General features: G+C 74.3%; 13 protein-coding genes and 1 pseudogene. 9 read left to right on the forward strand and 5 right to left on the reverse strand.

Going from position 1 to position 22160, the window contains the following annotated elements; genetic code table 11:
- Positions 1–114: 114 nt before the first annotated feature.
- From AB0H82_RS08360 to AB0H82_RS08370, 3 genes are all read right to left on the reverse strand, one after another.
- A complete protein-coding gene (locus tag AB0H82_RS08360) occupies positions 115–1422 on the reverse strand; it encodes a HAMP domain-containing sensor histidine kinase (protein ID WP_362990179.1) in 1308 nt (435 codons plus the stop codon).
- Positions 1419–2180: a hypothetical protein gene (locus AB0H82_RS08365; RefSeq protein WP_362990181.1), complete on the reverse strand. Its 762-nt coding sequence runs from the start codon at positions 2178–2180 to the stop codon at positions 1419–1421. The genes AB0H82_RS08360 and AB0H82_RS08365 overlap by 4 nt, the downstream gene beginning before the upstream one ends.
- Positions 2181–2250: 70 nt before the next feature.
- Entirely contained in the window at positions 2251–2445 is a 195-nt protein-coding gene (locus AB0H82_RS08370) for a hypothetical protein (RefSeq protein WP_362990183.1), read from the reverse strand.
- A gap of 192 nt (positions 2446–2637) precedes the next feature.
- On the opposite strand from AB0H82_RS08370, the gene AB0H82_RS08375 reads away from it, so the two are divergent.
- Positions 2638–3447 (forward strand): nuclease-related domain-containing protein, encoded by an 810-nt coding sequence (locus AB0H82_RS08375; protein ID WP_362990185.1) that lies wholly within the window; start codon positions 2638–2640, stop codon positions 3445–3447.
- 1 nt (position 3448) lies between these two features.
- Here the strand turns inward: AB0H82_RS08375 and AB0H82_RS08380 are convergent, their stop codons facing one another.
- Together AB0H82_RS08380 and ligD are read right to left on the reverse strand one after the other, a co-directional pair.
- Complete coding sequence (locus AB0H82_RS08380; protein WP_362990187.1) at positions 3449–3877, reverse strand: nuclear transport factor 2 family protein; 429 nt, start codon at positions 3875–3877, stop codon at positions 3449–3451.
- A 125-nt stretch (positions 3878–4002) separates the two neighbouring features.
- A complete protein-coding gene (ligD, locus tag AB0H82_RS08385; RefSeq protein WP_362990189.1) occupies positions 4003–4890 on the reverse strand; it encodes a non-homologous end-joining DNA ligase in 888 nt (295 codons plus the stop codon).
- A gap of 68 nt (positions 4891–4958) precedes the next feature.
- On the opposite strand from ligD, the gene AB0H82_RS08390 reads away from it, so the two are divergent.
- From AB0H82_RS08390 to AB0H82_RS08425, 8 genes and pseudogenes are all read left to right on the forward strand, one after another.
- The gene (locus tag AB0H82_RS08390) at positions 4959–6071 is read left to right on the forward strand and encodes a Ku protein (RefSeq protein ID WP_362990191.1); all 1113 of its coding nucleotides are present in this window, start codon (positions 4959–4961) and stop codon (positions 6069–6071) included.
- Between the two features lie 200 nt (positions 6072–6271).
- A complete protein-coding gene (locus AB0H82_RS08395) occupies positions 6272–6478 on the forward strand; it encodes an MbtH family protein (protein ID WP_362990193.1) in 207 nt (68 codons plus the stop codon).
- Positions 6423–7967, forward strand: a complete 1545-nt coding sequence (locus AB0H82_RS08400; RefSeq protein ID WP_362990195.1) for an MFS transporter — start codon at positions 6423–6425, stop codon at positions 7965–7967. Before AB0H82_RS08395 ends, AB0H82_RS08400 begins: the two co-directional genes overlap by 56 nt.
- Positions 7948–8915, forward strand: a pseudogene (locus AB0H82_RS08405) (AMP-binding protein); the annotation flags it as partial. The gene AB0H82_RS08400 and the pseudogene AB0H82_RS08405, both read left to right, overlap by 20 nt.
- Positions 8916–9038: 123 nt before the next feature.
- Complete coding sequence (locus AB0H82_RS08410; protein ID WP_362990427.1) at positions 9039–11870, forward strand: condensation domain-containing protein; 2832 nt, start codon at positions 9039–9041, stop codon at positions 11868–11870.
- Positions 11855–12943 (forward strand): MupA/Atu3671 family FMN-dependent luciferase-like monooxygenase, encoded by a 1089-nt coding sequence (locus AB0H82_RS08415; RefSeq protein ID WP_362990197.1) that lies wholly within the window; start codon positions 11855–11857, stop codon positions 12941–12943. Before AB0H82_RS08410 ends, AB0H82_RS08415 begins: the two co-directional genes overlap by 16 nt.
- Before the next feature lie 53 nt (positions 12944–12996).
- Positions 12997–18030, forward strand: a complete 5034-nt coding sequence (locus tag AB0H82_RS08420; protein ID WP_362990199.1) for an amino acid adenylation domain-containing protein — start codon at positions 12997–12999, stop codon at positions 18028–18030.
- Positions 18027–22160 carry an amino acid adenylation domain-containing protein gene (locus AB0H82_RS08425; RefSeq protein WP_362990201.1) on the forward strand — a complete coding sequence of 1378 codons (4134 nt, stop codon included), beginning with the start codon at positions 18027–18029 and terminating at the stop codon, positions 22158–22160. Before AB0H82_RS08420 ends, AB0H82_RS08425 begins: the two co-directional genes overlap by 4 nt.

Here is a 22160-nt window from a genome sequence, read left to right on the forward strand (position 1 = left end):
AGTGGGTGGGGCGGCCGGACGGTTGCGCAAAGGCCGCGATTCTCACTAAAAGCGACACCGTGGGTGCGCACAACCGCACCCGCAACCCCAGAAGTCCACGGGTGGCGCAACCGCCTAACGCGGCTCGCCCCCGTCGCCGCCCTCCGGCGCCTCCTCGAACGGCAGCCGCAGGGTCGCCACCGCCCCGCCGTCCGCCGCGTTCGAGAACCTCAGCCGCGCGCCGAGGACCGCCGCCTGCCCGAGCGCGATGGTCAGGCCGAGCCCGTGCCCCTTGCTCGTCCCCTCGGTGCGGAACCGCTGCGGCCCGTGCTCCACCAGGTAGTCCGGGTAGCCGTCGCCGTGGTCCCGCACGGAGACGACGGGGCCGTCGACAGTCACGAGCACCGGCGCCCGCCCGTGCTTGAGCGCGTTGGCGACGAGGTTGTTGAGGACCCGCTCAAGACGCCGCCGGTCGGTCTCCACGCACACATCCCGTACGACGACGAGTTCCGTGCCCTCGCCCGAAGAGCGCACCACGCGCTCGGCCAGTGGAGCGAGCCGGTGCGCGTCCAGGTCCACCCGCTCGCTCTTCGCGTCGAGCCGGGAGATCTCCAACAGGTCCTCGGTCAGCGTCCGCAGCGCGGCGACCCGGTCCCGCACCAGCTCGGTCGGCCGGCCCGGCGGCAGCAGCTCGGCCGCCGCGTGCAACCCGGTCAGCGGGGTGCGCAACTCGTGCGCGACGTCCGCGGTGAACCGCTGCTCGCTCAGGAGCTTGCCCTGCAGCGTGGACGCCATCGTGTCCAGCGCCCCGGCGACCGCGGCCACCTCGTCCTGACGGCGGGGCACCCCCGTGGCGTCAGGACCGGAGTGCGGGTCCCTGACCCGCGCGTCCAGATCGCCCGCGCTGATCCTCCGCGCCACCTGCGCCGTCTGGTGCAGCCGCCGCGTCACCCGCGTCACGGCGAACGCGCCGACGAGCAGCGTCGCGCCGATCGCCAGCACGGAGGAGCCGAGGATCGCCCGGTCGAGGCCGTCGATGGTACGGGCGCCCTGCGCGTAGTCGACCTGGACGGCGATGGCCCGGTGCCCGTCGGCGGGCCCCGCGGCCCACATCGTCGGCCGGGACTCGTGGGCGGCGACCATCGTGCCGCGCTCCCCGCTCAGCGCGAGGTCGCGCAGGCTGCCGGGCAGGCCCGGCGGGTCGACGCCGGCGCCGGGCCCGAGCCGGTCGCCCGCCTCGTACCGCTCGGTGACCTCGGTGAGCCGTGCGAGGGCGCGCTCGCGGGCCTGGCCCACGGTCTGGTTGGTCACCGACACGTGCACGAGCGCGCCGAGCAGCGCGGCGAGCGCGCAGCACATGACGGTGATGAAGACCGCGGCCTTCCAGGTGAGGGTGGCCGTCCAGGCGGGGAGCCGCGGCCCGCGCGGCTGCCGGTGGCTCATCGCCCGCCGCCCGCGGAGGAGGAGCCCGCCGAAGGCGTACCGCTCCCGGAGGGCTTCGCGGGGGAGGGCCGGGGCGTCTTGGGCCGCGGCGCGTTCGGGGCGCGGACGATCTCGTCGCTCGTCGGCAGCATCGTCTTCTGGTGCGAGTCCCAGGACCAGACGGTGTGGTACTCGTACCCCGCGAGGCTGGAGACGGCGCGGATGATCAGGTCGCGCCCGGCCAGCTCGACGCCGAGCACGGCGTCGCTCATCTCCATGATCTGCGTCAGCTGCCGCTCCCTCTCGGCGTAGACGCGGATGTCGAGGTTGTCGTCGGGCGTCGCGACGCCGACGATCAGGTCGTCCTCGCCGTCCCCGGTCAGGTCGCGGTAGTACGCCTTGAGGACGGGACACCGCCCCTTCTCGCCGGAGCCGTCCTCGGCGCAGTCCTCCAGCCGCTCGACGGTCTCCTGATACGCGGAGTCGGAACGTTCGTACGTCCCCGGGTTCTCGGCGAAGTCCGCGCGGACCACGTCGACCGGGTCCACCTCGCGCAGGCCGCCCTTCGGCACCTCGACGCCCTCGACCTTGACGCTCTCTATGGCGCCGTAGTCCTCGGCGGGCACCGAGGGGGACGGCAGGTCGGGCCAGAGATGAGTGGGGCCCTGGGCGGTCGGCGTCGCGCCGGCGCCCTCCAGCCCGCCCGGATCGCCGCAGCCGCCCACCGCCGCCACGGCGAGGGCGGCGAGGGCGGCGGCCGCGAGCCGGCTGCGGTTCACTGCACTCCTGCCTGCCGCGGAGCGCGGCTGTCGTGACACCGGGCCCGCGGCCGCGACACCGGGGCGGCTGTCAGGACACGAGGTCGGCGTAGAGAATGATGTTGTCCGAGCGGTGACCGCCCACGAGCGGCCCGCCGCAGGTCAGCAGGCGCGGCCCGGGTCGGTCGGCCGCCCCGTACACCTTATTGGTGGGGAAGTCCTTCTTGTCGACCTGCTGGATCTTCCGCACCACTAAGACCGCCGTGCCGCCGTCCGCGCGCGGCACCCCGACAGTGTCGCCGACCGCCGCGTAACAGCGGGCCACAGCTGTGCGGGCGGTGCCGTTACGGCACCGGAGGGATTTCCCGCCCGGACCGGGCGCCCCCGGCGCAAAGACGCCCCGACTTCCGTCGCCCGCCTCCGGGTTCTTGCCGCGGGAGCGTGCGGGCTGGTCCCATGGTCCAGGGGGTGATGGCGCATGACAGGACTGCGCGTCGTGCCGGCCTGGCGGCACGGGCAGGAGCGGTTGTACGTGTGTCTCGCGGACGGCAGGAACATCGCTTGGTACGACCGTGACGCGTCCCGCGTCAACCTGCTCAGCGAGGACCACGAGCGGGACGTGCTGGATGTCCTCGCGCCCTTCCTGACCGGTCACGTCACGGTGGGCCCACCGCCCGCCCCCACCCCGGGAGAGCTGGCCCGCCTCGCCCTCCACCCGGACGACGACCTCGCCCCCAACCGGCCCGGCGAGGCCCTGCAGATCTCTCTGGACCGCGACCCGGCGCCCGCCCGCAGGCTGCGCGCCGACCCCCGGCACCGCGCGCTCGCCGCCGAACAGTCGGTCGGGGAGGCCCTGGACGCTCTGGAGGGCGCGGGCTGGCGGGTGCTGCACTCCCTGCCGCTGCCCGGCGGCGCCCGCATCCACCATCTGCTGATCGGTCCCGGTGGCCTGTTCTGCGTGGGCACCCTCGCCGTCCGCAAGCAGCGGGTGCGCATCGCCGACCCGATGGTCACGGTCGGCCGCGCCGAGCCGTTCCCGCTGCTGCGCATGCTCCGCTCGGACGCGGGCCGGGCCTCCTTCGCGCTGACGGCCGAGGTCCGCCCCGTCCTGGCGCTGGCCGGGACCGGCGCAGCCGACCTGGACGTGGCGGCGCCGCCGCGCGACGTGCGGGTGCTGCGCGAGGCGGACCTGCCGGCGCTGGCCCGGCTCGGCGGGGTGCTGAAACCGGCCGATGTGGAGGCCCTGCACGCCCTGGCCAGGGACCGCCACACCTGGGAGCGGGTCTGAGTTACAGGTTGTCCCCCCAGCCGCCCTGGATCATGGTCTGGAAGGCCCAGGACCCGCCGCGCCTGATCAGGATGTCGGCGTAGCGCAGCTGCTGCGTCTCGCCGTTCGCCGTCATCACCGAGTCGGTGAAGACGACGGCCATCGCGGGGGAGAGGAAGACGGGCGTGCGCGTGGACTCGAAGGTGATGTCCTCGCTGCCGTCCCCCATGACGTGCGTCATGGTCCCCACGAACTGCTCCCGGTCCCACTGCGCCGCCCGGCCGTCGCCCGCGGAGTCGTCGCTGACCAGGTTGAGCGGGAAGACGGCCAGGTCGGCCATCCGCTCCACGTCGCGCTTCGCGCTGTGCGCGTCGTACTCGGCGAACCAGGCGTCCAGGCTCGCGCGGTCCTCGGCGGTCGGGACGTATCCGGTCTCGGGAAGAAGGGTCACGCGGTCTCCTCATCAACTTTGACTAGTGACGAAGAAGGTATGCCGTGAAGGGGCGCTAGTCAAACTTGATTAGAGGTGATGCCGGTCACATGCGGTGTGTGCCGGGGGGTTCCTGTGCCAGTGGGTCAGGGGAGCGGGCGCGCCAGGTCCGGGTCCGCGAGGGGCGCGAACAGATCCCCGAGCCGCCGCAGCCGGGGCCCGACGTCGTCCGCGGCGAAGGCCAGCTGTCCCGGCTCCTCGCACTCCTCGACCTCGTCCCAGGTCACGGGGGTGGAGACGGTCGGCTCTGGGCGGGCCCGCAGGGTGTAGGGGGCGGCGGTGGTCTTGGCGGCGGCGTTCTGGCTGAAGTCGACGAAGACCTTGCCGGGGCGCAGGCTCCGCGTCATGCGGTGCACGACGAGCCCGGGCAGCTCGCGCTCCGCCTCGACTGCCAGCCCTTTGGCGTACGCGGTGACCCGTTCGGAGGGGGTCGGTTCCAGCGGTACGAGCAGGTGCAGCCCCTTGCTGCCCGACGTCTTGGCGTACACGTGGAATCCGTCGGCGGTCAGCCGCTCCCGCAGCCAGAGCGCCGCCCGGCAGCACTCGACGACCGAGGCGGGCGGGCCGGGATCCAGGTCGAGGACCATCCGGTCGGCCCGCGCCGGGGCGTCGGCCCGCCACTGCGGCACATGGAACTCGGTGACCAGGTTGGCCGCCCACATCAGCGTGGCCAGGTCCTGGACGAGGACCTGCCGCGCCCTCCCCTCCGAGCGGGAGCGGGGCACCTCGGCGGTCCGCACCCAGTCCGGGGTGCCCGGCGGCACGTTCTTGGCGAAGAACCGCTGGCCGTCGGGGCCGTCCGGATAGCGCAGGAAGGAGACGGGCCGGTCGCGGAGGTGGGGGAGGAGGGCGTCGGCGGTGCTCGCGTAGTAGTGCAGGACCTCGCCCTTGGTGAAGCCGCTCGCGGGATACAGGACCTTGTCGAGATTGCTGAGCGCGAGCCGTCGCCCCTCCACCTCTGTGATCGGCGTCATAGGATGAGAGTCCCATAAAACGGTCATAACGCCACAAAGGCTCGAATCTGCCCTGAGAGGTGCCGGACGTGCGATCCATATGGAACGGTGCGATCTCCTTCGGTCTGGTCAGCATCCCGATCAAGCTCGTGAACGCCACCGAGAACCACTCCATCTCCTTCCGGCAGATCCACACCGAGGACGGCGGCCGCATCCGCTACCGCAAGGTCTGCGAGCTGGAGGAGCGCGAGGTGCCGACGGCCGAGATCGGCAAGGGGTACGAGGACGCGGACGGCTCGATCATCCCGATCACCGACGAGGACCTGGCGGCGCTGCCCATCCCGACGGCCAGGACGATCGAGATCGTCGCCTTCGTCCCCGCGGACCGCATCGACCCGCTCCAGATGGGCGCCGCCTACTACCTCTCGGCGAACGGCGTCCCCGCCGCCAAGCCGTACACGCTGCTGCGCGAGGCGCTCAAGCGGAGCCGGCGGGTGGCCATCGCGAAGTACGCGCTCCGGGGCCGGGAGCGGCTCGGCATGCTGCGCGTCGTCGACGACGTGATCGCCATGCACGGGCTGCTGTGGCCGGACGAGATCCGGGCGCCCGAGGGAGTGGCCCCCGACGAGCACGTGACGGTCCGCGACGCCGAACTCGACCTGGCGGACGCCCTGATGGACACCCTCGGCGAGGTCGACCTCGACACCCTGCACGACGACTACCGCGAGGCGGTCGAGGAGCTCGTCGCCGCGAAGGCCGACGGGGCGGCCCCGGCGCGGAAGACCCCGGCAGGCGAGGGCGGCGGCAAGGTCATCGACCTGCTGGCCGCGCTGGAGAACAGCGTCCGCGAGGCGCGTTCGGCGCGCGGGGAGACCGGGGCCGCGGGGAGCGATTCGCATGGCTCGGACGATTCGCACGGTTCGGACGGTTCGGTGGCCGAGGTGAGGCAGCTGCCGCGCAAGTCGTCCCGCGCCACCCCCAAACAGGTGGGTGGCAAGAAGTCGACGGCCAGGAAGAAGGCCGCTCCGGCCAGGAAGAGCACGGCGAAGTCGACGGCGTCCAAAACGGCGGACTCCAAGGCCGCGGCGACAAAGACGACCGCGACAAAGACGACGGCTCGTAAGGCCACCGCCAAGAAGGCGACGGAGAAGAAGAGCACCACGGCGAAGAAGTCGACGGCAAAGCGCAGAGCCTCGGCCTGACAAGCGCGGCGCCGCGGCCTGCCCCGGCGCCGATGTTGACACGGCGGGGCACATTGCAAAGCACAGGCGGCATATTGCCCCCCGCCCCTTTTGTGACCCTGTGATGAATGTCACAAATCCTTGAAGGAATTAGATCCTCCGCGCAATGATCCCTGCGGACACAATGGGATTCTTTAAGATTTCCGGAGGGTTTAAGGTTAATGGCCAGTAATCCATTCGAAGATGAGGGTGCGGAATATCTGGTGCTCGTCAACGACGAGAACCAGCACTCCCTCTGGCCCGTCGGCCTCGACGTTCCGGACGGCTGGAGCATCGGGCAAGGGGCGAGCTCGCGAGCGGATTCCCTGGCCTATGTGGAGCGGCACTGGACGGACCTGCGTCCCGCGAGCCCGATATCCGGCTCCTGACGTGCCCGACCGCAAAAGAGAAGAAGGAAAACAGGGAAAACGGGACGCGGCGGACGGGGAGAGCGGTGCGGCCCGGCTCCCGGGACGCTTCACCGGTGCCGGACCCTTGCTCCTCGTCTGGTCGGGACAGGCCGTCTCACTGGTCGGAAGCGCCGTTCTCAGATTCGCTTTCATAATCGAGGTGTGGTCCACCGGCGAGCAGGCGTCCGCCGTCACCGCACTGTCCCTCTGCGCCGTACTTCCGCAGGCGCTGTTCAGCCCATTTGCTGGCGCGATTATCGACCGCATCCGTAAGCGGTCCGCACTGCAGATCGCGGACGCGGGCGGAATTCTCGCCGTCGGGCTGCTCGCCCTCGTGCACTTCTTCGGCGGCGGCCTGGAGCCATGGCAGGTCTACCCCGCCACCGTCCTCCTCGGCATCTCCGCGGCCTTCCAGCTTCCCGCCCTCACCGCCGCCGTGCCGCTGCTCGTGCGCAAGGACCAACTCGGCCGCGCCAACGGCCTGTTGGCGGGCGCCCGGAGCGCCGCCGGCATCTGCGGTCCCGCGCTCGGCGGCATCATGATCGCCTTCTCCGGGATCGGCGCCGTCCTCGTCGTCGACCTGGTCAGCTACGCCTTCGCACTGATCGGCGTACGCATCGTCCGCATGAAGGGCGACAAGGTCCCCGAGGGCGCGGGCGCCCCGCGCACGAAGATCACCGCGGAGGCCGTCGAGGGCATGCGGTACCTCTTCCGGCACGCGAGCCTGCGCGACATGACCGTGAACTTCTGCACGGTCAACCTCGTCATGGTCTTCGGTTTCGCCGTCGTCCAGCCCATGGTGCTGCTCAAGTCGGGCAACGGCGCGCTCGCCGCCGTGAACAGCGCGATCGGTGTCGGCGGGGTCGTCGGCGGCCTGCTGATGGCCGCCTGGGGCGGACCGAAGAACCGCGGCAGCGGCATGATGCTCGGCATCCTCGGCATGTGCCTGTCGGCGCAGATCGGCATGTCCCTGGTCGGCGGGGTCGTCGGCTGGTGCGCGGCCATGCTGGTCGGCGCGCTGCTCATGACGGTCGTCAACGCGTCGATGCAGGCCATCGTGCAGACCAAGGTGCCCCGCGAGTGGCAGGGCCGCGTCTTCGGCGCGGTGATGTTCCTGTCGCAGATCTCCGGGCCGCTGGCCATGGCGTTCTCCGGGCCGCTCGCCGACGGGCTCTTCGAGCCGCAGGCCGCCGACGGGACCGGTGTCTTCGCCGCCCTCGGCCCGCTCCTCGGCGACGAGCCCGGCAGCGGCATGGCGGGGATGCTGTTCCTCGCGGGTGTCGCCGGTGTCGTGGTCGCGCTGTGGGGCCTGGCGAGCCGCTCCATCCGGGACATCGACGTACTCCTGCCGGACATCGACGAGCCGGACCCCGACCCCGACCCCGCGCCCGCGCCCGAGCCCGCGCATGGTTCCTCGCTGCTGACCGAGGACGAGGGCGGTGAGAAGGATGGCGCGGTGCGTGCATGAGCTGTTCGAGGAGCAGGCGGCGCGGACACCCGGCGCGACAGCCCTCGTGTACGAGGACGAACGGCTGACCTACGCCGAACTGGACGCCCGCGCCGACCGGTTGGCCGGGCTCCTCGCGGCGCGCGGAGTGGTCCGCGGCGACACCGTCGGCGTGTACCTGGAGCGCACCACCGAACTGGCCGTCGCGGTCCTCGGCACGCTGAAGGCCGGTGCCGGATACGTGATGCTCGACCCCGGCTTCCCGGCCGGTCGGCTGCGCGGGATGGCGGCGGACGCGAGGATCGCCGTACTGCTGTCCCGGAGCGACGCGGTGCCGGGTCCCGCGGTGTCCACCGTGCCGACGGTACACGTCGAAGACGCCGACCAGGCCGGGCCGTTGGAGCGGGGGCCCGTGCGGGCGGAACCCGACGACGTCGCGTGCGTGATGTTCACGTCCGGTTCCACCGCGCCGTCACCGCCACGCTGACCGGACAGGAGTTCGCCTCCTTCGGGCCGGGCGCGGTGTGGCTGCAGTGCGCGCCCGTGTCGTGGGACGCGTTCGCGATGGAGCTGTGGGGGCCGCTGACGAACGGCGGTACCTGCGTCCTGCACCCGGGCCGGCGCCCCGACCCGGTGGTGATCGCCCGGCTCGTCGCCGCGCACGGCGTCACGTCCATGTACCTGTCGGGCTCCCTCTTCAACGTGATCGTCGACGAGTACCCGCGCGCCCTCGACGGGCTGCGCGAACTCATCGTCGGCGGCGAGGCGCTGTCGCCCCCGCACGTCGCCCGCACCCTGGAGCGCCGCCCCGGGCTGCGGCTCGGCAACGGCTACGGCCCCGTCGAGTGCATGCTCTTCCTCACCGTCCACCCGATCACGTCGCGGGACGTGCGGGACGGCGGACCGGTGCCGATCGGCCGTCCGCTGCGCGGCAAGCGGCTGTACGTGCTCGACGAACGGCTCGCGCCGGTCGCGGACGGCGGGACGGGCGAGCTGTACGCCGCGGGGACGGGCCTCGCGCGGGGCTACTGCGCGGGGGCGCTGACGGCGGAACGGTTCGTGGCCGACCCGTTCGGCGCACCGGGCGACCGCATGTACCGCACCGGCGACCTCGCGGTGCGGCGGCCCGACGGCACCTTCGAGTACCGGGGGCGCGCCGACGGCCAGGTGAAGATCCGGGGCTTCCGGGTGGAGCCGGGCGAGGTCGAGAACGTACTGACCCGCCACCCCGGCGTCGACCGGGCCGCCGTGGTCGCCACTCCCGCGGGGCCGGACGGGGAGCGGCGGCTTGTCGCGTACGTCGTACCGGGCGGGACCGAGAAGGGCGGCGGGGACGCGGACCGTGAACAGGCGCCCGCCGAGGCGGGGTTGCGCGCCCACGCGGCGCGCCTCCTGCCCGATTTCCTGGTGCCCTCCCTCTTCGTGCCCCTGGCCGCGCTGCCGCTGACCGCCAGCGGAAAACTGGACCGGGCGGCGCTGCCCGCGCCCGATGAAGTCGCTTCGGCGCCGGGCGGCGGCGCGGGGACGAGCGCGAGCGCGAGCGCGAATGGGGACGGGGGCGGTGCCGAGGGCAGGGGTGGCGACGGCGGGAGGGGCGGGAGCGAGGGCCGGACCGTGCGTGCGCTGTGCGGGTTGTTCGCCGATGTCCTCGGCGTCGGCGAGGTCGGCGCGCACGACGACTTCTTCGCGCTGGGCGGACACTCGCTGCTGGCCGCGCGCGTGCTCGGCCGCGTGCACGCGACGCTGGGCGCGGCGGTCGACCTGCGGACACTCTTCGAGGCGCCCACTCCGGCTCGGCTCGCGCCGTACGTCGAGGGCGCGGCGGGGCAGGCCGCCGACGGGGCCCGCCCCGTGCCGGATGCCGCCTCGGCGCCCCTCCCCGTCTCGGACGCCCAGCACCGCCTGTGGTTCCTGGACCGGCTCGGCGCGGGAGCCGCGTACAACCTGCCCATGCTGGTACGGCTGCGCGGTGCGGTCGACCCGGGCGCGCTGGAGGAGGCGCTCGGGGATGTCGTGACTCGCCACGAGGTGCTGCGCACCGTCTTCGAAGAGGTGGACGGCGCACCGGTGAGGCGTGTGCTCCACGGGGTCGCGGCGCGTGCTCCGTTCCGTCATGTGACGGTCGCCGAGGCCGAGTTGGAGCCCGCGGTCGCCGAGGCCGCCCGCCACCGCTTCGATCTCCGAGCCGAACCGCCGGTGCGCGCCGCCCTGTTCGGCATTCACGAGTGCCCCGACGAGTACGCCCTGCTCATGCTGGTCCACCACATCGCCGGTGACGGCTGGTCGCTCGCACCGCTCTTCCGTGATCTGTCGCGGGCTTACGCGGCCAGGGTGGGCGGGATTGGCGGGGCGGGCAGGACTGGCGGGGCGGGCGAGGCGGGCGGAACGGCCGGGGCCGTCGGTGCGCTGCTGCCGCCCCTCCCCGTCTCCTACGCCGAGCACGCCCGCCACCGGGCCGCCCGCCTCGGCCGCGCCGACGACCCGGACTCCCTCCTGAACCGCCAAGTCATCTACTGGCGAGGTGCGTTGGCGGGACTCGACCCCGTCGGGCCCCTGCTGCCCAGGCGCCCGGACCGGCCCGCCGTACCCGGGCCGGCCGCCGCCACGGTCGTACGCCGCCTCGACGCCGCGGCCCACGCCCGGGTCGTCGAGGCCGCCCGCGCCCAGGGCGCCACCCTCTTCATGGCCCTGCACGCCGCGCTCGCCGCGACCCTCGTGCGGGCGGGCGCCGACGAGGACCTCGCGATCGGCGCGCCGGTCGCCGGGCGCGCGGGCGACGGCGGCGTCGAGGACGTCGTCGGGTTCTTCGTGAACATGCTCGTACTGCGCACCGACGTCTCGGGCGACCCCGGCGCACGGGAGCTCCTCGCCCGGGTCCGGGACGCCGACCTCGGCGCCTTCGCCCACCAGGACGTGCCGTTCGAGCACGTGGTGGGCGAGCTCAACCCCGTACGGACGCCGGGCAGGCAGCCCTTCACCGACGTCGTCCTCGCCCTGCAGAACAACGCGCGCGCCGAGGTCGGACTCCCCGGCGCCGACCGGGGCGTCGAGGTGGTCCGCACCGGCGCCGCCCGCTTCGAACTGCTCGTGGACGTCACCGACGCGACGGGCCCCGGCGGCGTACCGGAAGGGCTGACCCTCACCTTCGAGTACCGCGCCGAATCCCTGGAGGAGCGCTTCGTGGCATGGCTCGTGGACGCGCTGCCCCGGGCACTGGAGGCGGCGGCCACCGCGCCGGACACCCCGCTCTCGCGGCTCGTTCCCACGGAGCCGCCGCGCCGCGCGGACGACCGGGACGTACTCGTACGGGCGGTTCCGCACGCCGGGGCGGGGGCGGGGGTGGTGACGGGCGGGTCCCAGGCGGTCGCGGGGCCGACCGCGGGGCCGACGGGCGATGCCCCGGACGATGCCCCGGCCGACGCGCTGGAGCGGGAGATCGCCGAGGTCTGGCGCGACGTACTCGGTCCACAGTCCGCTGGTCCGGGTCCGGGTCCGGGTGCGGGTGCGGGTACAGGTGGGCCGGGCGTGGGTTCCGGCCCCGGCGCCACGCCGCACGCCGGCCCGTCCATCGGGCGGCACGACGACTTCTTCGCCCTCGGCGGCAACTCGTTGCGCGCGGTGCGGGTCGCCGCGCGCCTCACCACAGAGACCCGCCCCGTGACGGCCGCACAGCTTTTCGCCGCGCCCACCGTCGCCGCCCTCGCCGCCGAGCTGTCGCGCCCACCCGCCCAGGCCGCCCCCGCCCCCGCCCCCGCACCCATCCCGCGCCGCCCACGCGTGCCACGCGTACCCAGGCAGCAGGACCGGGAAAACCGCCCGGACCCGCCCGAGCCGCGCACACCTCACCCCGGCCCGGCGCAGCCCCGGCCCCACTCGTCCCACCCCCGCCCGACCCAGGAGGAGAAGCCGTGGACCTCAGCGTGATGTTCTTCGGCGCCGACAGCGGCGCCCCCGCGCAGAGGGCCGGCTCCGGTCCGTCGGGAGCAGGCGTCCGGCACGCGGACACGTACGACGACATCCTCACCATCGCCCGTACCGCCGACCGGCTCGGCTTCCACGCCGTGTGGACGCCCGAGCGCCACTTCCAGCAGGTCGGCCAGGTGTTCCCCAGCCCGCCCGTGCTCAGCGCGGCGCTCGCCGTCGCGACCGAGCGCATCGGGATCCGCGCGGGCAGCGTCGTCCTGCCCCTGCACCACCCGCTGAAGGTCGCCGAGGACTGGGCGGTCGTCGACAACCTCTCGCACGGCCGGGTCGGCCTCTCCGTCGCCACCGGCTGGCACTCCGCCGACTTCGCCCTCGCCCCCGGCCACTACGAGGACCGCAGGGAGCGCACGCTCAGCGCCATTCCCGAGCTGCGGCGGCTGTGGGCGGGCGAGCCCGGCCAGTACCCCGACGGCACCGGGCAGCCGGTCAGCGTCGTGCCTCAACCCCGACCCGTACAGGCCGAGTTGCCCCTGTGGGTCACCACGTCCGGCAACCCGGCCACCTGGGAGGCCGCCGGACGGCTCAGGGCCGGCGTGCTGGGCGCGACCGTCGGCCAGAGCAGGGACGAGCTCGCCGAGAAGATCGCCCGCTACCGCGCGGCCTGCGCCGCCGCCCCCGACCAGGCGGGCACCGACGCCCACGGCCGCGTGACGCTGATGGCGCACACCTACGTCGGCGCGGACGACGCGGAGGTGCGAAGGCTGGCCGCCGCGCCCCTCAAGGCGTACCTCGCCAAGTACCTGGGCCAGACCGCCGCCAACCGCGCGGCCGAGGGCCGCGAGGGCGAGCGGCTGACCGAGGAACAGACCGGCATGCTCGCCGAGTTCGCGTTCCAGCGCTATCTCAACTGGGGCAGCCTCCTCGGCTCGCCCGGCACCTGCGCCAAGATGCTCGCCGACCTGCGCGACCTGGGCTGCGACGAAGTGGCCTGCTTCATCGACTTCGGCATCGGGCGGGACGAGGTCCTCGCCGGACTGCACCGCCTCGCGGAACTGAGAGAGGCCGCCCTGTGACCCCGAAGACCCCCTCAACCCCCTCAACCCCGTCAACCCCCTCGGCCCCCTCCATGGCCGACCGGTTCAGCGCGCTCAGCGGCGAGCAGCGGATCCGGCTCATGCGCCGCCTCGTCGAGGCGGGCCGCGTCCGGGAGATCCCCGCGGTCGTGCCGCCCCGGGATGCCACCGCCGGACCCGTGCGGCTCAGCTCCGCGCAGCGGGACCTATGGGTGTACGAGTCGCTGTATCCCGGCACCCCGGCGCTCAACCTCTGCTGCGCCTACCACTTCGAGGAGCCCGAGGGGCCCGAGGAGTCTGAGGGGCCCGAAGAGCCCGAGGCCCCCGGCACGGCGGGCGGACCCGTCGATCCGGCCCACCTGGAGGCCGCGCTCACCCTCGTCCGGCGCCACCACGACATCCTGCGCAGCCGGCTCACCGGCACGGCGGACGACCTGCGCGTCGACTTCCCCGACGAGGGCCCCTTCGTACTGGAGCGCGACGACCTGCGCGGCACCGGCACGACCATCGAGGAGGCCTTCCGCGCCTTCCGCCGCCGCCCGTTCGACCTCGGCCCCGACTCCGGCCCCGACTCCGGCCCGGGCGCGGAGCCTCTCATCCGCGGCCGTTTCGTGCGCGTCGACGAGCGGCGCTCGACGCTGATGCTGAGCCTGCACCACATCATCACCGACTGGTGGTCCTTCGACGTCCTGCAGACGGAGTTCGCCGAGGCGTACCGGTCCGTGCGCGACGGCGTCGAGCCGCAGCTGACCCGTCCCGCCGTGCAGTACGCCGACTTCGCCTCCTGGCAGGGCGAGTTGGAGGCCGCCGGGGTCTTCGACGCCCGCCTCGACTTCTGGCGCCGCTACCTGGCCGCGCCGCCGGGCCCCCTGACCGTGCCGGGCCACGGCAGCCGGGTGACCGGTGAGGGCGGGGAAGTCGGCGAGGGAGGGGAAGCCGGGGACGGCGGCGAGGGCGGGGAAGCCGGCGAGGACGGCATCGTCCAGATCCGCTTCCGCGTCGACGCGCCCACCGCCCGCGCCGTCCGCGCGCTGGCCCGCGAGCGCGGCGCCTCCGTGTACGTCGTCCTCATGACCGCCTTCGCGGTTCTCGCCCACCGCGTCACCGGCGCCGACGACCTGGTGCTCGGCACCCCGGTCGCCAACCGTTCCGCCAAGGGCCTGGAGCGGGTCATCGGGTACGTCATGAACGCCGTGCCGACCCGCTGGCGCATCGCCGAAGGCGACTCCTTCGCCGATGTCCTGGCCCGCTTCGGCACCGACTTCGCCGCGCTGATGGCCAACGCCGACCTGCCGGTGGGCCGCATCGTGTCGGCCGTCGCGCCCGAGCGCAGCGCGGGCCGCTCCCCGCTGTTCCAGTGGGTGTTCATGCACCTCACGGAGCAGCCGAGCGTGTCGGCCGTACGCGAGTTCGCCGAGCCCGAGCGCATCCACACCGGCGGCGAGCACGACCTCGTCGGCGTCGTGCGGGACAGCGGCGACGGCATGGACGGCAGCTTCGAGATCCGCACCGACCTGTTCTCCGCCGCCGCGGTGACCCGCTGGGCGGACAGCTATCTCACACTGCTCCAGCAGGTCACCGCCGATCCGACCACCCTCGTACGGGACCTGGACGTACTGTCCGCCGCCGAGCGCCGCCGCGTCCTCGCACTGTCGGCGGGCCCCGCCGCGCCCGCGCCCGAGACGCTGCCGGACACGGTGGCGCGGCACGCGGCCCGCACCCCGGACGCGGTCGCTCTCGAAGCCGATGGGCTGCGGCTCACGTACGCCCAACTGTCTTCCCGCGTCGACCGGTTGGCGGGTCTGCTCACCCGCCACGGGGCGGGGCCCGGGCAGACGGTCGCGCTCGCCCTCGGGCGCGGCGCGGACCTGCCGGTCGCCGCGCTCGCCGTGCAGCGCGCGGGGGCCGCCTATGTGCCGGTCGACCCCGACTACCCGGCCGACCGCGTCCGCCGCACGCTCGACGACGCGGCTCCCGCGCTCCTCGTCACCGACGCGCGCACGGCCGAGGCCGACGTGCTGCCGCACACCGGCCTGCCCCGCATCGTGCTGGACGACCTGGGTGACGACGCGTACGCGGGCGAGCCGCCGGTCGCCGTGCCCGCCCCGCGCATCGACCCGGCACACGCCGCCTACGTCATCCACACCTCCGGATCCACCGGCACCCCCAAGGGCGTCGTGGTCCCCCACGCGGGAGTCGCCGCGCTCGCCCGCAGCCTCCAGGACCGCTTCGCGCTGGACGCGGACGCCCGGGTGCTGCAGCTCGGCTCACCCGCGTTCGACATCTCCGTCGCCGAGATGTGCATGGCCTTCGGGCCCGGCGGCACGCTGGTCGTGCCCCCGCCGGGCCCGCTCGTCGGCGACGCGCTCGGCCGGGTCCTCGCCGAGCGGCGGATCTCCTGCGCGATGGTGCCGCCGTCCGTCCTCGCGACCGTGCCCGACGGCGCGTACCCGGCGCTGCGCGCCCTCGCGGTCGGCGCGGAGGCCTGCCCGCCCGCCCTCGTGGCCCGCTGGGCCGTCGGCGGCCGCCGCTTCCACAACGCGTACGGGCCCACGGAGGCCACCGTCGCCGCCACCCTCTCGGGACCGCTGACCGGCGACGGCACACCGCCGACCGTCGGCACCCCGGTCGCGGGCACCACCGCGCACGTACTCGACGCGCGGCTGCGCCCGGTGCCCACCGGGGTCGCGGGCGAGCTCTACCTCTCCTCGCCGGGCCTGGCCCGCGGCTACCTGAACCGCCCCGGCGCCACCGCCGAACGCTTCGTCGCCGACCCGTACGGCGCCCCCGGCTCCCGCATGTACCGCACGGGCGACCTGGCGTACCGCGCCGACGACGGCACCCTGCACTACCTCGGCCGCACCGACGAGCAGGTGAAACTGCGCGGGCTGCGCATCGAGCCGGGCGAGGTCGCGGCCGTCCTCACGGGGCACCCGACGGTGGCCGCGGCCGCCGCGGGCGTACGCGACGGCGACGATGCCACCGGCGGCTCGCGGACTGGACCGCAGACTGGACCGCAGATCGGACCGCAGACGGGACCGCGGATCGGGGCGCAGCTCATCGGGTACGTGGTGCCCGCCCCGGGGCACACCGTCGACCCGAACACGCTCCTCGCGTACGCCGCCAACCGGCTGCCCTCCCACATGGTCCCCTCCGACCTCGTGGAACTCCCCGAACTGCCCCTCACCCCGAGCGGGAAGCTCGACCGCGCGGCCCTGCCCGCACCCCGGGCCGCCACGGCGACGCGGGCACCCGCCTCCGCGCGCGAGAAGGAGCTGTGCGCCCTCTTCGCGCGGATCCTCGGCGTCGAGGAGGCCGGCGCCGACGACGACTTCTTCCGGCTCGGCGGCGACAGCATCATGGCGATCCAGCTGGCGGGGCAGGCCTCGGCCGTCGGACTCGTACTGGCCCCGCGCGACGTCTTCACGCTCCGTACGCCCGCGCAACTGGCGCTCCACGCACGGCAGTCGGCCGACGCGCCGGACGGAGGCATCACCGACCCCGGCACCGGTACCGATACCGGACGCTTCCCGCTCACCCCCGTGATGCGGTGGTGGCGCGAACAGGGCGGCGACGAGCGGGCGTTCACCCAGTCGATGGTCTTCCCCGTGCCGCCCGGCACGGACCGGCGACGGATCGAGGAAGCCGTCCGCGGACTCGCCGAGCGGCACGGGGTGCTGCGGATGCGGCTCCTGCCGGAGGACTCGGCGGCGGAGGGTCCGGCGGCGGAGAGTCCGGTGGTGAAGGATCCGGTGGTGAAGGATTTGGTGGCGGAGGTCACCGAGCAGGCCCCGGCCGGTGCTCACCTGGTGCGCGTCGAGGTCGAGGGCGAGGCGGAGGCGATGGCCGCCGCGCGTGACCGGGCGGCGGCGACCCGGCTCGCCCCGGAGGACGGCGAGATGATGCGGGCCGTCTGGTTCGACGCGGGCCCGCGGCGACCCGGCCTGCTGCTCCTGACCCTGCACCATCTGGCGGTCGACGGCGTCTCGTGGCGGATCATCGGCCCGGAGCTGGCGGCCGCGCTGTCGGGGCAGGGGGCGGGGACCGGGGCGGGGGAGTCCGGTCGTGCCGGGCTCTCCTTCCGGCGGTGGGCGGAACTGCTCGCCGAGGAGGCGGGGAGGCCGGAGGCGGAGGCTGAACTCCCGTACTGGCGGGGCCAGGTGGAGGGCCCGTCGGCGGACGCCGCGAGGATCACCGCAGGGCGGGCCAGGGGCAGGGATACGGATTCGGGCACGCGTCGCGCGACCCTCACCGTCGAGCTGCCCGCCGCCCTCACCACGGCCGCCCTCACCACGCTGCCGGCCGCTTACAACTGCGGCCCCGACGCGGTCCTGCTCACCGCGCTGACCGTCGCGGCCGTACGCCGCCGGGGCGCGGGCACCGGGCTCCTCGTGCACCTGGAGGGCCACGGCAGGGAGACGCTGTCCCGGCCCGCGGACGTGTCCGGGACGGTCGGCTGGTTCACGACCCAGTACCCGGTGCTGCTCGACATCGGGCGGAACGCGGGCGCCGGTGACGCCGCGGAGATAGGTGACGCCGCGCTGGGTGAGGCGCTCAAGTCCGTCAAGGAGCAGCTGCGGGCCGTGCCGAACGGCGGTATCGGCTGGGGGCTGCTGCGCCATCTCAACGCGCGTACGTCCCCGGCCCTCGCCGCACACCCCGCCCCCGATGTGCGGTTCAACTACCTGGGCCGCCTCACCGCCGGTGACGCGGCGGGCGGCGAACTGCTCGACGGCGGCGTCGACGCGGTGCCGCTCGGCCACGCGGTCGAGGTCGACGCCCTCGCCAGAGAGGGCGCGGACGGACTGCGCCTCGAAGCCACCTTCTCGTACGCGGAAGGGGTGCTGGCGGAGGAGGAGATACGGGGGCTCGCCGCGCTGTGGCGCGAGACGCTCGACGCCCTCGTACGGGAGACGGAGCGGGGCGGCCCGGTCGGCGCGACGCCCTCCGACTTCCCGCTTGTCAGCCTCTCGCCGGACCAACTGGCGATGCTGGAGGGCGATATGGCGGGCCTACTCGACGACGATCCCGGCGTGCCCGGCGTGCCCGGCGATGCAGGCGATCCCGGTACGGAGGGCGCCCGATGAGTGGACGCATCGCGGACGTCCTGCCGCTCACCCCCGTCCAGGAGGGCCTGCTCTTCCACGCCGTGCGGGACAGCGAAGGCCCGGCCCCCGCCCCCGACCCCTACCTGGTCCAGGCCCGTTTCCGCATCGGCCCCGCGGTCGCCCCGGACAAGGTACGAGCCGCACTCGACGCCCTCATGGCCCGGCACCCCAACCTGCGCGCCTGCTTCCGGCACGAACGCCTCGAACGGCCCGTGCAGGTGATCCCGCACGCCGTCACCGTGCCGTGGACGGACATCGACCTGACCGGCCGCGCGCCCGCCGACGTCGAGGCGGGCGTGGCGGAGTTCCTCGCGAGAGACCGTACGCGGCGCTTCGACCCGGCGCGCCCGCCCCTGGTCCGCGCCGCGCTCGTGCGGCACGACGCGGGCCACGAACTCGTCCTGTCCTTCCACCACATCCTGCTCGACGGCTGGTCGATCCCGGTCGTGGAGCGCGACCTGGCGGCGCTCGCCACCGGCGGGACACTGCCGCCCGCCGTGCCCTACCGCCAGTACGCCCTGTGGCTCAGCCGCCAGGACCAGGGCCGGGCTGAGGCGGCCTGGCGCGAGGCGCTCACGGGTTTGGAACGCCCGGCACGGCTGGCGCCCGCGGAGAACGTGGTGGACGTGGTGGACGCGAAGAACGTTGTGGACGTGGAGGACGACGGCCACGCGTCCGGCGGGAAGACGGACCCCGACACGGTCAGGCTCCGCCTCACCGCCGAACTGACCGCCGCCTTGGTGCGCCGCGCCGCCGACACCGGCGTCACCCTCAACACCCTGACGCAGGCCGCCTGGTCCCTGGTGCTCGCCCGGATGACCGGCGCCCGGGACGTGGTCTTCGGCGGTGTCGTGTCGGGCCGCCCGCACGATCTGCCCGGAGCCGGGGAGATGGTGGGCCTGTTCATCAACACGCTGCCCGTACGGGTCCGGCTGCGCGACGGCGAGACCGTCACCGAGCTGCTCACCCGCGTCCAGGACGAGCAGTCGCGCCTCGCCGCGTACCACCACGTGCGCCTCGCGGAAGTGCAGCGGGCGGCAGGGGCGGGAGCGGGTGAACTCTTCGACTCCGTCCTGGCCTTCGAGAACTTCCCCCGCGAGGCACAGAGGGCCGAAGGGGCACAGGGGGTCCGAGGGGAGCAGGGAGCCCAAGGGTCACAGGACGACGCCCCGGACGCGGTCCGCGTGATCGACGTCCGCGACGCCACGCACTACCCCGTGACGCTCGCGGTCGTCGCGGGCGAGCGCATGCTCCTCGCGGTGAGCTGCCGCCGCGGCATCTCCGCGGCGGCCGTCGCGGCCCGCATGGAGCGGGCCTTGGAACAACTGGCGGCCGACCCCGCCGCCCCGGCCGACCGGATCGACGTACTCCCGGAAAGGGAACACCGAGAGCTGCTGGCACGGGCCGCCGGCGCGCCCGGTGACGGGGCCGCCGGCCCGGCCACCATCACGGCACGGTTCGCCGCGCACGCCGCCCGCACCCCGGACGCGCCCGCCGTCGAGGCCGACGGCGACGTCATGACGTACGCCCGACTGGACGCGGAGTCCGACCGTGTCGCCCGTCGTCTCGTCGCGGCGGGCGTCACCCCGGGCGCCACCGTGGGTCTGCTGCTCCGCCGCTCGCCGTCCCTGGTCGTCGCGCAGCTCGCGGTGCTGAAGGCGGGCGCGTGCTGGCTGCCGCTCGATCCGGCTCACCCCCCGGAGCGGCTGGCGCGGCTGCTCGACGCGGCGTCGACGGAGCTGGTGTTGGTGGAAGGCGACTCGGACGCGGAGCCCGCGGCCGACCCCGAACTGCCCACCCACATAAGCAAGTTGTCGGTAGGCGGAACGTCACCGGAGGCCCCCTTCGCCGTTGACGCCTCCCGCCCCGAGTCCACCGCCTGCGTGATGTACACGTCCGGGTCGAGCGGCGAACCGAAGGGCGTCGCCGTCCCGCAGCGGGCCGTTGTCGAGCTCGCCGCCGACAGTTGCTTCGCGGGCCCGGCGCACCGCCGTGTGCTGCTGCACAGCCCGCACACCTTCGACGCCGCCACCTACGAGGTGTGGGTGCCGCTCCTGACCGGCGGCACGGTGGTGATCTGCCCGGACGAGCCCGTCACGCCGGCCCTGCTGGCCCGGGTACTGGCCGAGCGCGGCGTCACCGCGCTGTGGCTGACCGCCGAACTGTTCCGTGCGGTCGCGGAGTTGGCGCCCGAGGCGTTGCGCGGGGCGCGGGAGGTGTGGACCGGCGGTGACGTCGTGGCTCCGGAGGCGGTGCGCCGGGTCCGCGAACACTGCCCCGGCACGACCGTCGTCAACGGCTACGGCCCCACGGAGACGACCGTGTTCGCCACGGCCCACCGCGTCACGGAACGCGTACCGCGCGGCCGCCCGGTGCCGATCGGCCGGCCGCTCGACGGCACGCGCGTCCACGTCCTCGACGCGCGGCTGCGGCCCGTCCCGGACGGCTGCGTGGGGGAGGTGTACGTCGCAGGGGCGGGCCTCGCCCACGGATACGTCGGTCGGCCGGGCGCCACCGCGGAACGCTTCGTCGCCGACCCGCACGGCGCTCCCGGCACCCGCATGTACCGCACCGGCGACCTGGCCCGCAGAACCCCTTCGGGCGCCCTCGTCTTCACGGGCCGCGCCGACGACCAGCTGAAGATCCGCGGCTTCCGCGTCGAGCCCGCCGAGATCGAGGCGGCCCTGACCACCTGCCCCGGGGTGACCCGCGCGGTGGTCGGCCCCGCCCCGGCCCCGGACGGCAGCAAGCGACTGGCGGCGTGGCTGATCCTCTCCGAAGACGCACCACCTCCGCCCACACCGTCCCCCACCTCCCACCCCACCCCCGACACCCCCGACCCCCTGGACCGCGTCCGTACGGCCGCAGCCCGTCTCCTCCCCGCCCACCTCCTGCCCACCGCCTGGGCCCGTATCGACGCCGTGCCGTTGACGCCGCACGGCAAGACCGACCGGGCCGCACTGCCCGAGCCCGGCGCCGGGATGCCGCCCTCCGGAACGACGCCCTTGGGTGCCCCGAGAGCCGGCCAAGCCCCGCAAGCCCCGCGTACCGCCCGCGAGAAGGAGCTGTGTGCGCTGTTCGGGGAGGTTCTCGGGATCGTGGATGCCGGTCCCGGCACCGACTTCTTCGCGGCCGGCGGGCACTCGCTGAGTGCCCTGCGCCTCGTGGGCCGCGTCGAGGGGGAGTGGGGCGTACGAATCCCCGTGGCGATGCTCTTCGCCGCGCCGACGCCTGCCGCACTCATCGCCCGTATCGACGGGCAGGGACCAGAACGGGACGCGACGCCCGGCCGGAAGCCCGACCGGGCACCCGAAGCGGAGTCCCACCGGGAGCACGCCCCGGAACCCGACCCGGAACCCGGCCCGGACGTCGCCGACAGCCTGGCCCCCCTCCTCGCCCTGCGCGCCGCAGGCAACCGCACCCCGCTGTTCTGCGTGCACCCCGGGCTCGGCGTGAGCTGGGCCTACACGGCCCTGCTGCCCCACCTCCACCCCGACCGCCCGGTGTACGCCCTGCAGACCCCCGCTCTGTCAGACGACGAGAATCGCCAACTCCCGCACACCGTCGCCGCATTGGCGGACGCGTACCTGGAACGGATCCGCGCCGTCCACCCGCACGGCCCGTACCTCCTGCTCGGCAGGTCCTTCGGCGGGCCCGTCGCCCACGAGATGGCGGTACGGCTGCGGGCCGCGGGCGAGGAGGTCGGCCTGCTCGCCGTGGTGGACGCCATGCCGAAGCCGCCGGAGACCGCCCGCACGCCGCTCGCCGCCGACGTCGTGGAGGACGAGGCGCGGCGCATCGTCCGGGAGGAGGGGGCCGCGCTCGACGGGATCGGCGAGCACCGCCTCGCCGCCCTCACCCGCGCGGTCGCCAACCACGTCCGGCTCGGCCGGAGTTGGGTCCCGTCCCCGTACGACGGCACCGTGACCCTCTTCGCCGCCACCCGCGACCCCGAGGCCATCCCGACCGAGGCGAAGGCGGCGGGCTGGCGGCGCGCCGCCGCGGCGGTCGAGGTGCACGAACTGGCCTGCGCCCACGCCGAGGTGCTCGACGCGGAACCGGCGGCCCGGATCGCCGCCGTCCTTGAACACACCCTCCAGGGAGAGTGA

It is taken from the genome of Streptomyces sp. NPDC050732, from assembly GCF_040654255.1.
Taxonomy (GTDB): Bacteria; Actinomycetota; Actinomycetes; order Streptomycetales; family Streptomycetaceae; genus Streptomyces.

Coding starts and splice junctions, on each gene's coding strand:
- AB0H82_RS08425 (WP_362990201.1), top strand. CDS start 18,027: ATGAGTGGACGCATCGCGGACGTCCTGCCGCTCACCCCCGTCCAGGAG.
- AB0H82_RS08420 (WP_362990199.1), top strand. CDS start 12,997: ATGGCCGACCGGTTCAGCGCGCTCAGCGGCGAGCAGCGGATCCGGCTC.
- AB0H82_RS08375 (WP_362990185.1), top strand. CDS start 2,638: ATGACAGGACTGCGCGTCGTGCCGGCCTGGCGGCACGGGCAGGAGCGG.
- AB0H82_RS08360 (WP_362990179.1), bottom strand. CDS start 1,422: ATGAGCCACCGGCAGCCGCGCGGGCCGCGGCTCCCCGCCTGGACGGCC.
- AB0H82_RS08395 (WP_362990193.1), top strand. CDS start 6,272: ATGGCCAGTAATCCATTCGAAGATGAGGGTGCGGAATATCTGGTGCTC.
- AB0H82_RS08400 (WP_362990195.1), top strand. CDS start 6,423: ATGTGGAGCGGCACTGGACGGACCTGCGTCCCGCGAGCCCGATATCCG.
- ligD (WP_362990189.1), bottom strand. CDS start 4,890: ATGACGCCGATCACAGAGGTGGAGGGGCGACGGCTCGCGCTCAGCAAT.
- AB0H82_RS08410 (WP_362990427.1), top strand. CDS start 9,039: ATGTACCGCACCGGCGACCTCGCGGTGCGGCGGCCCGACGGCACCTTC.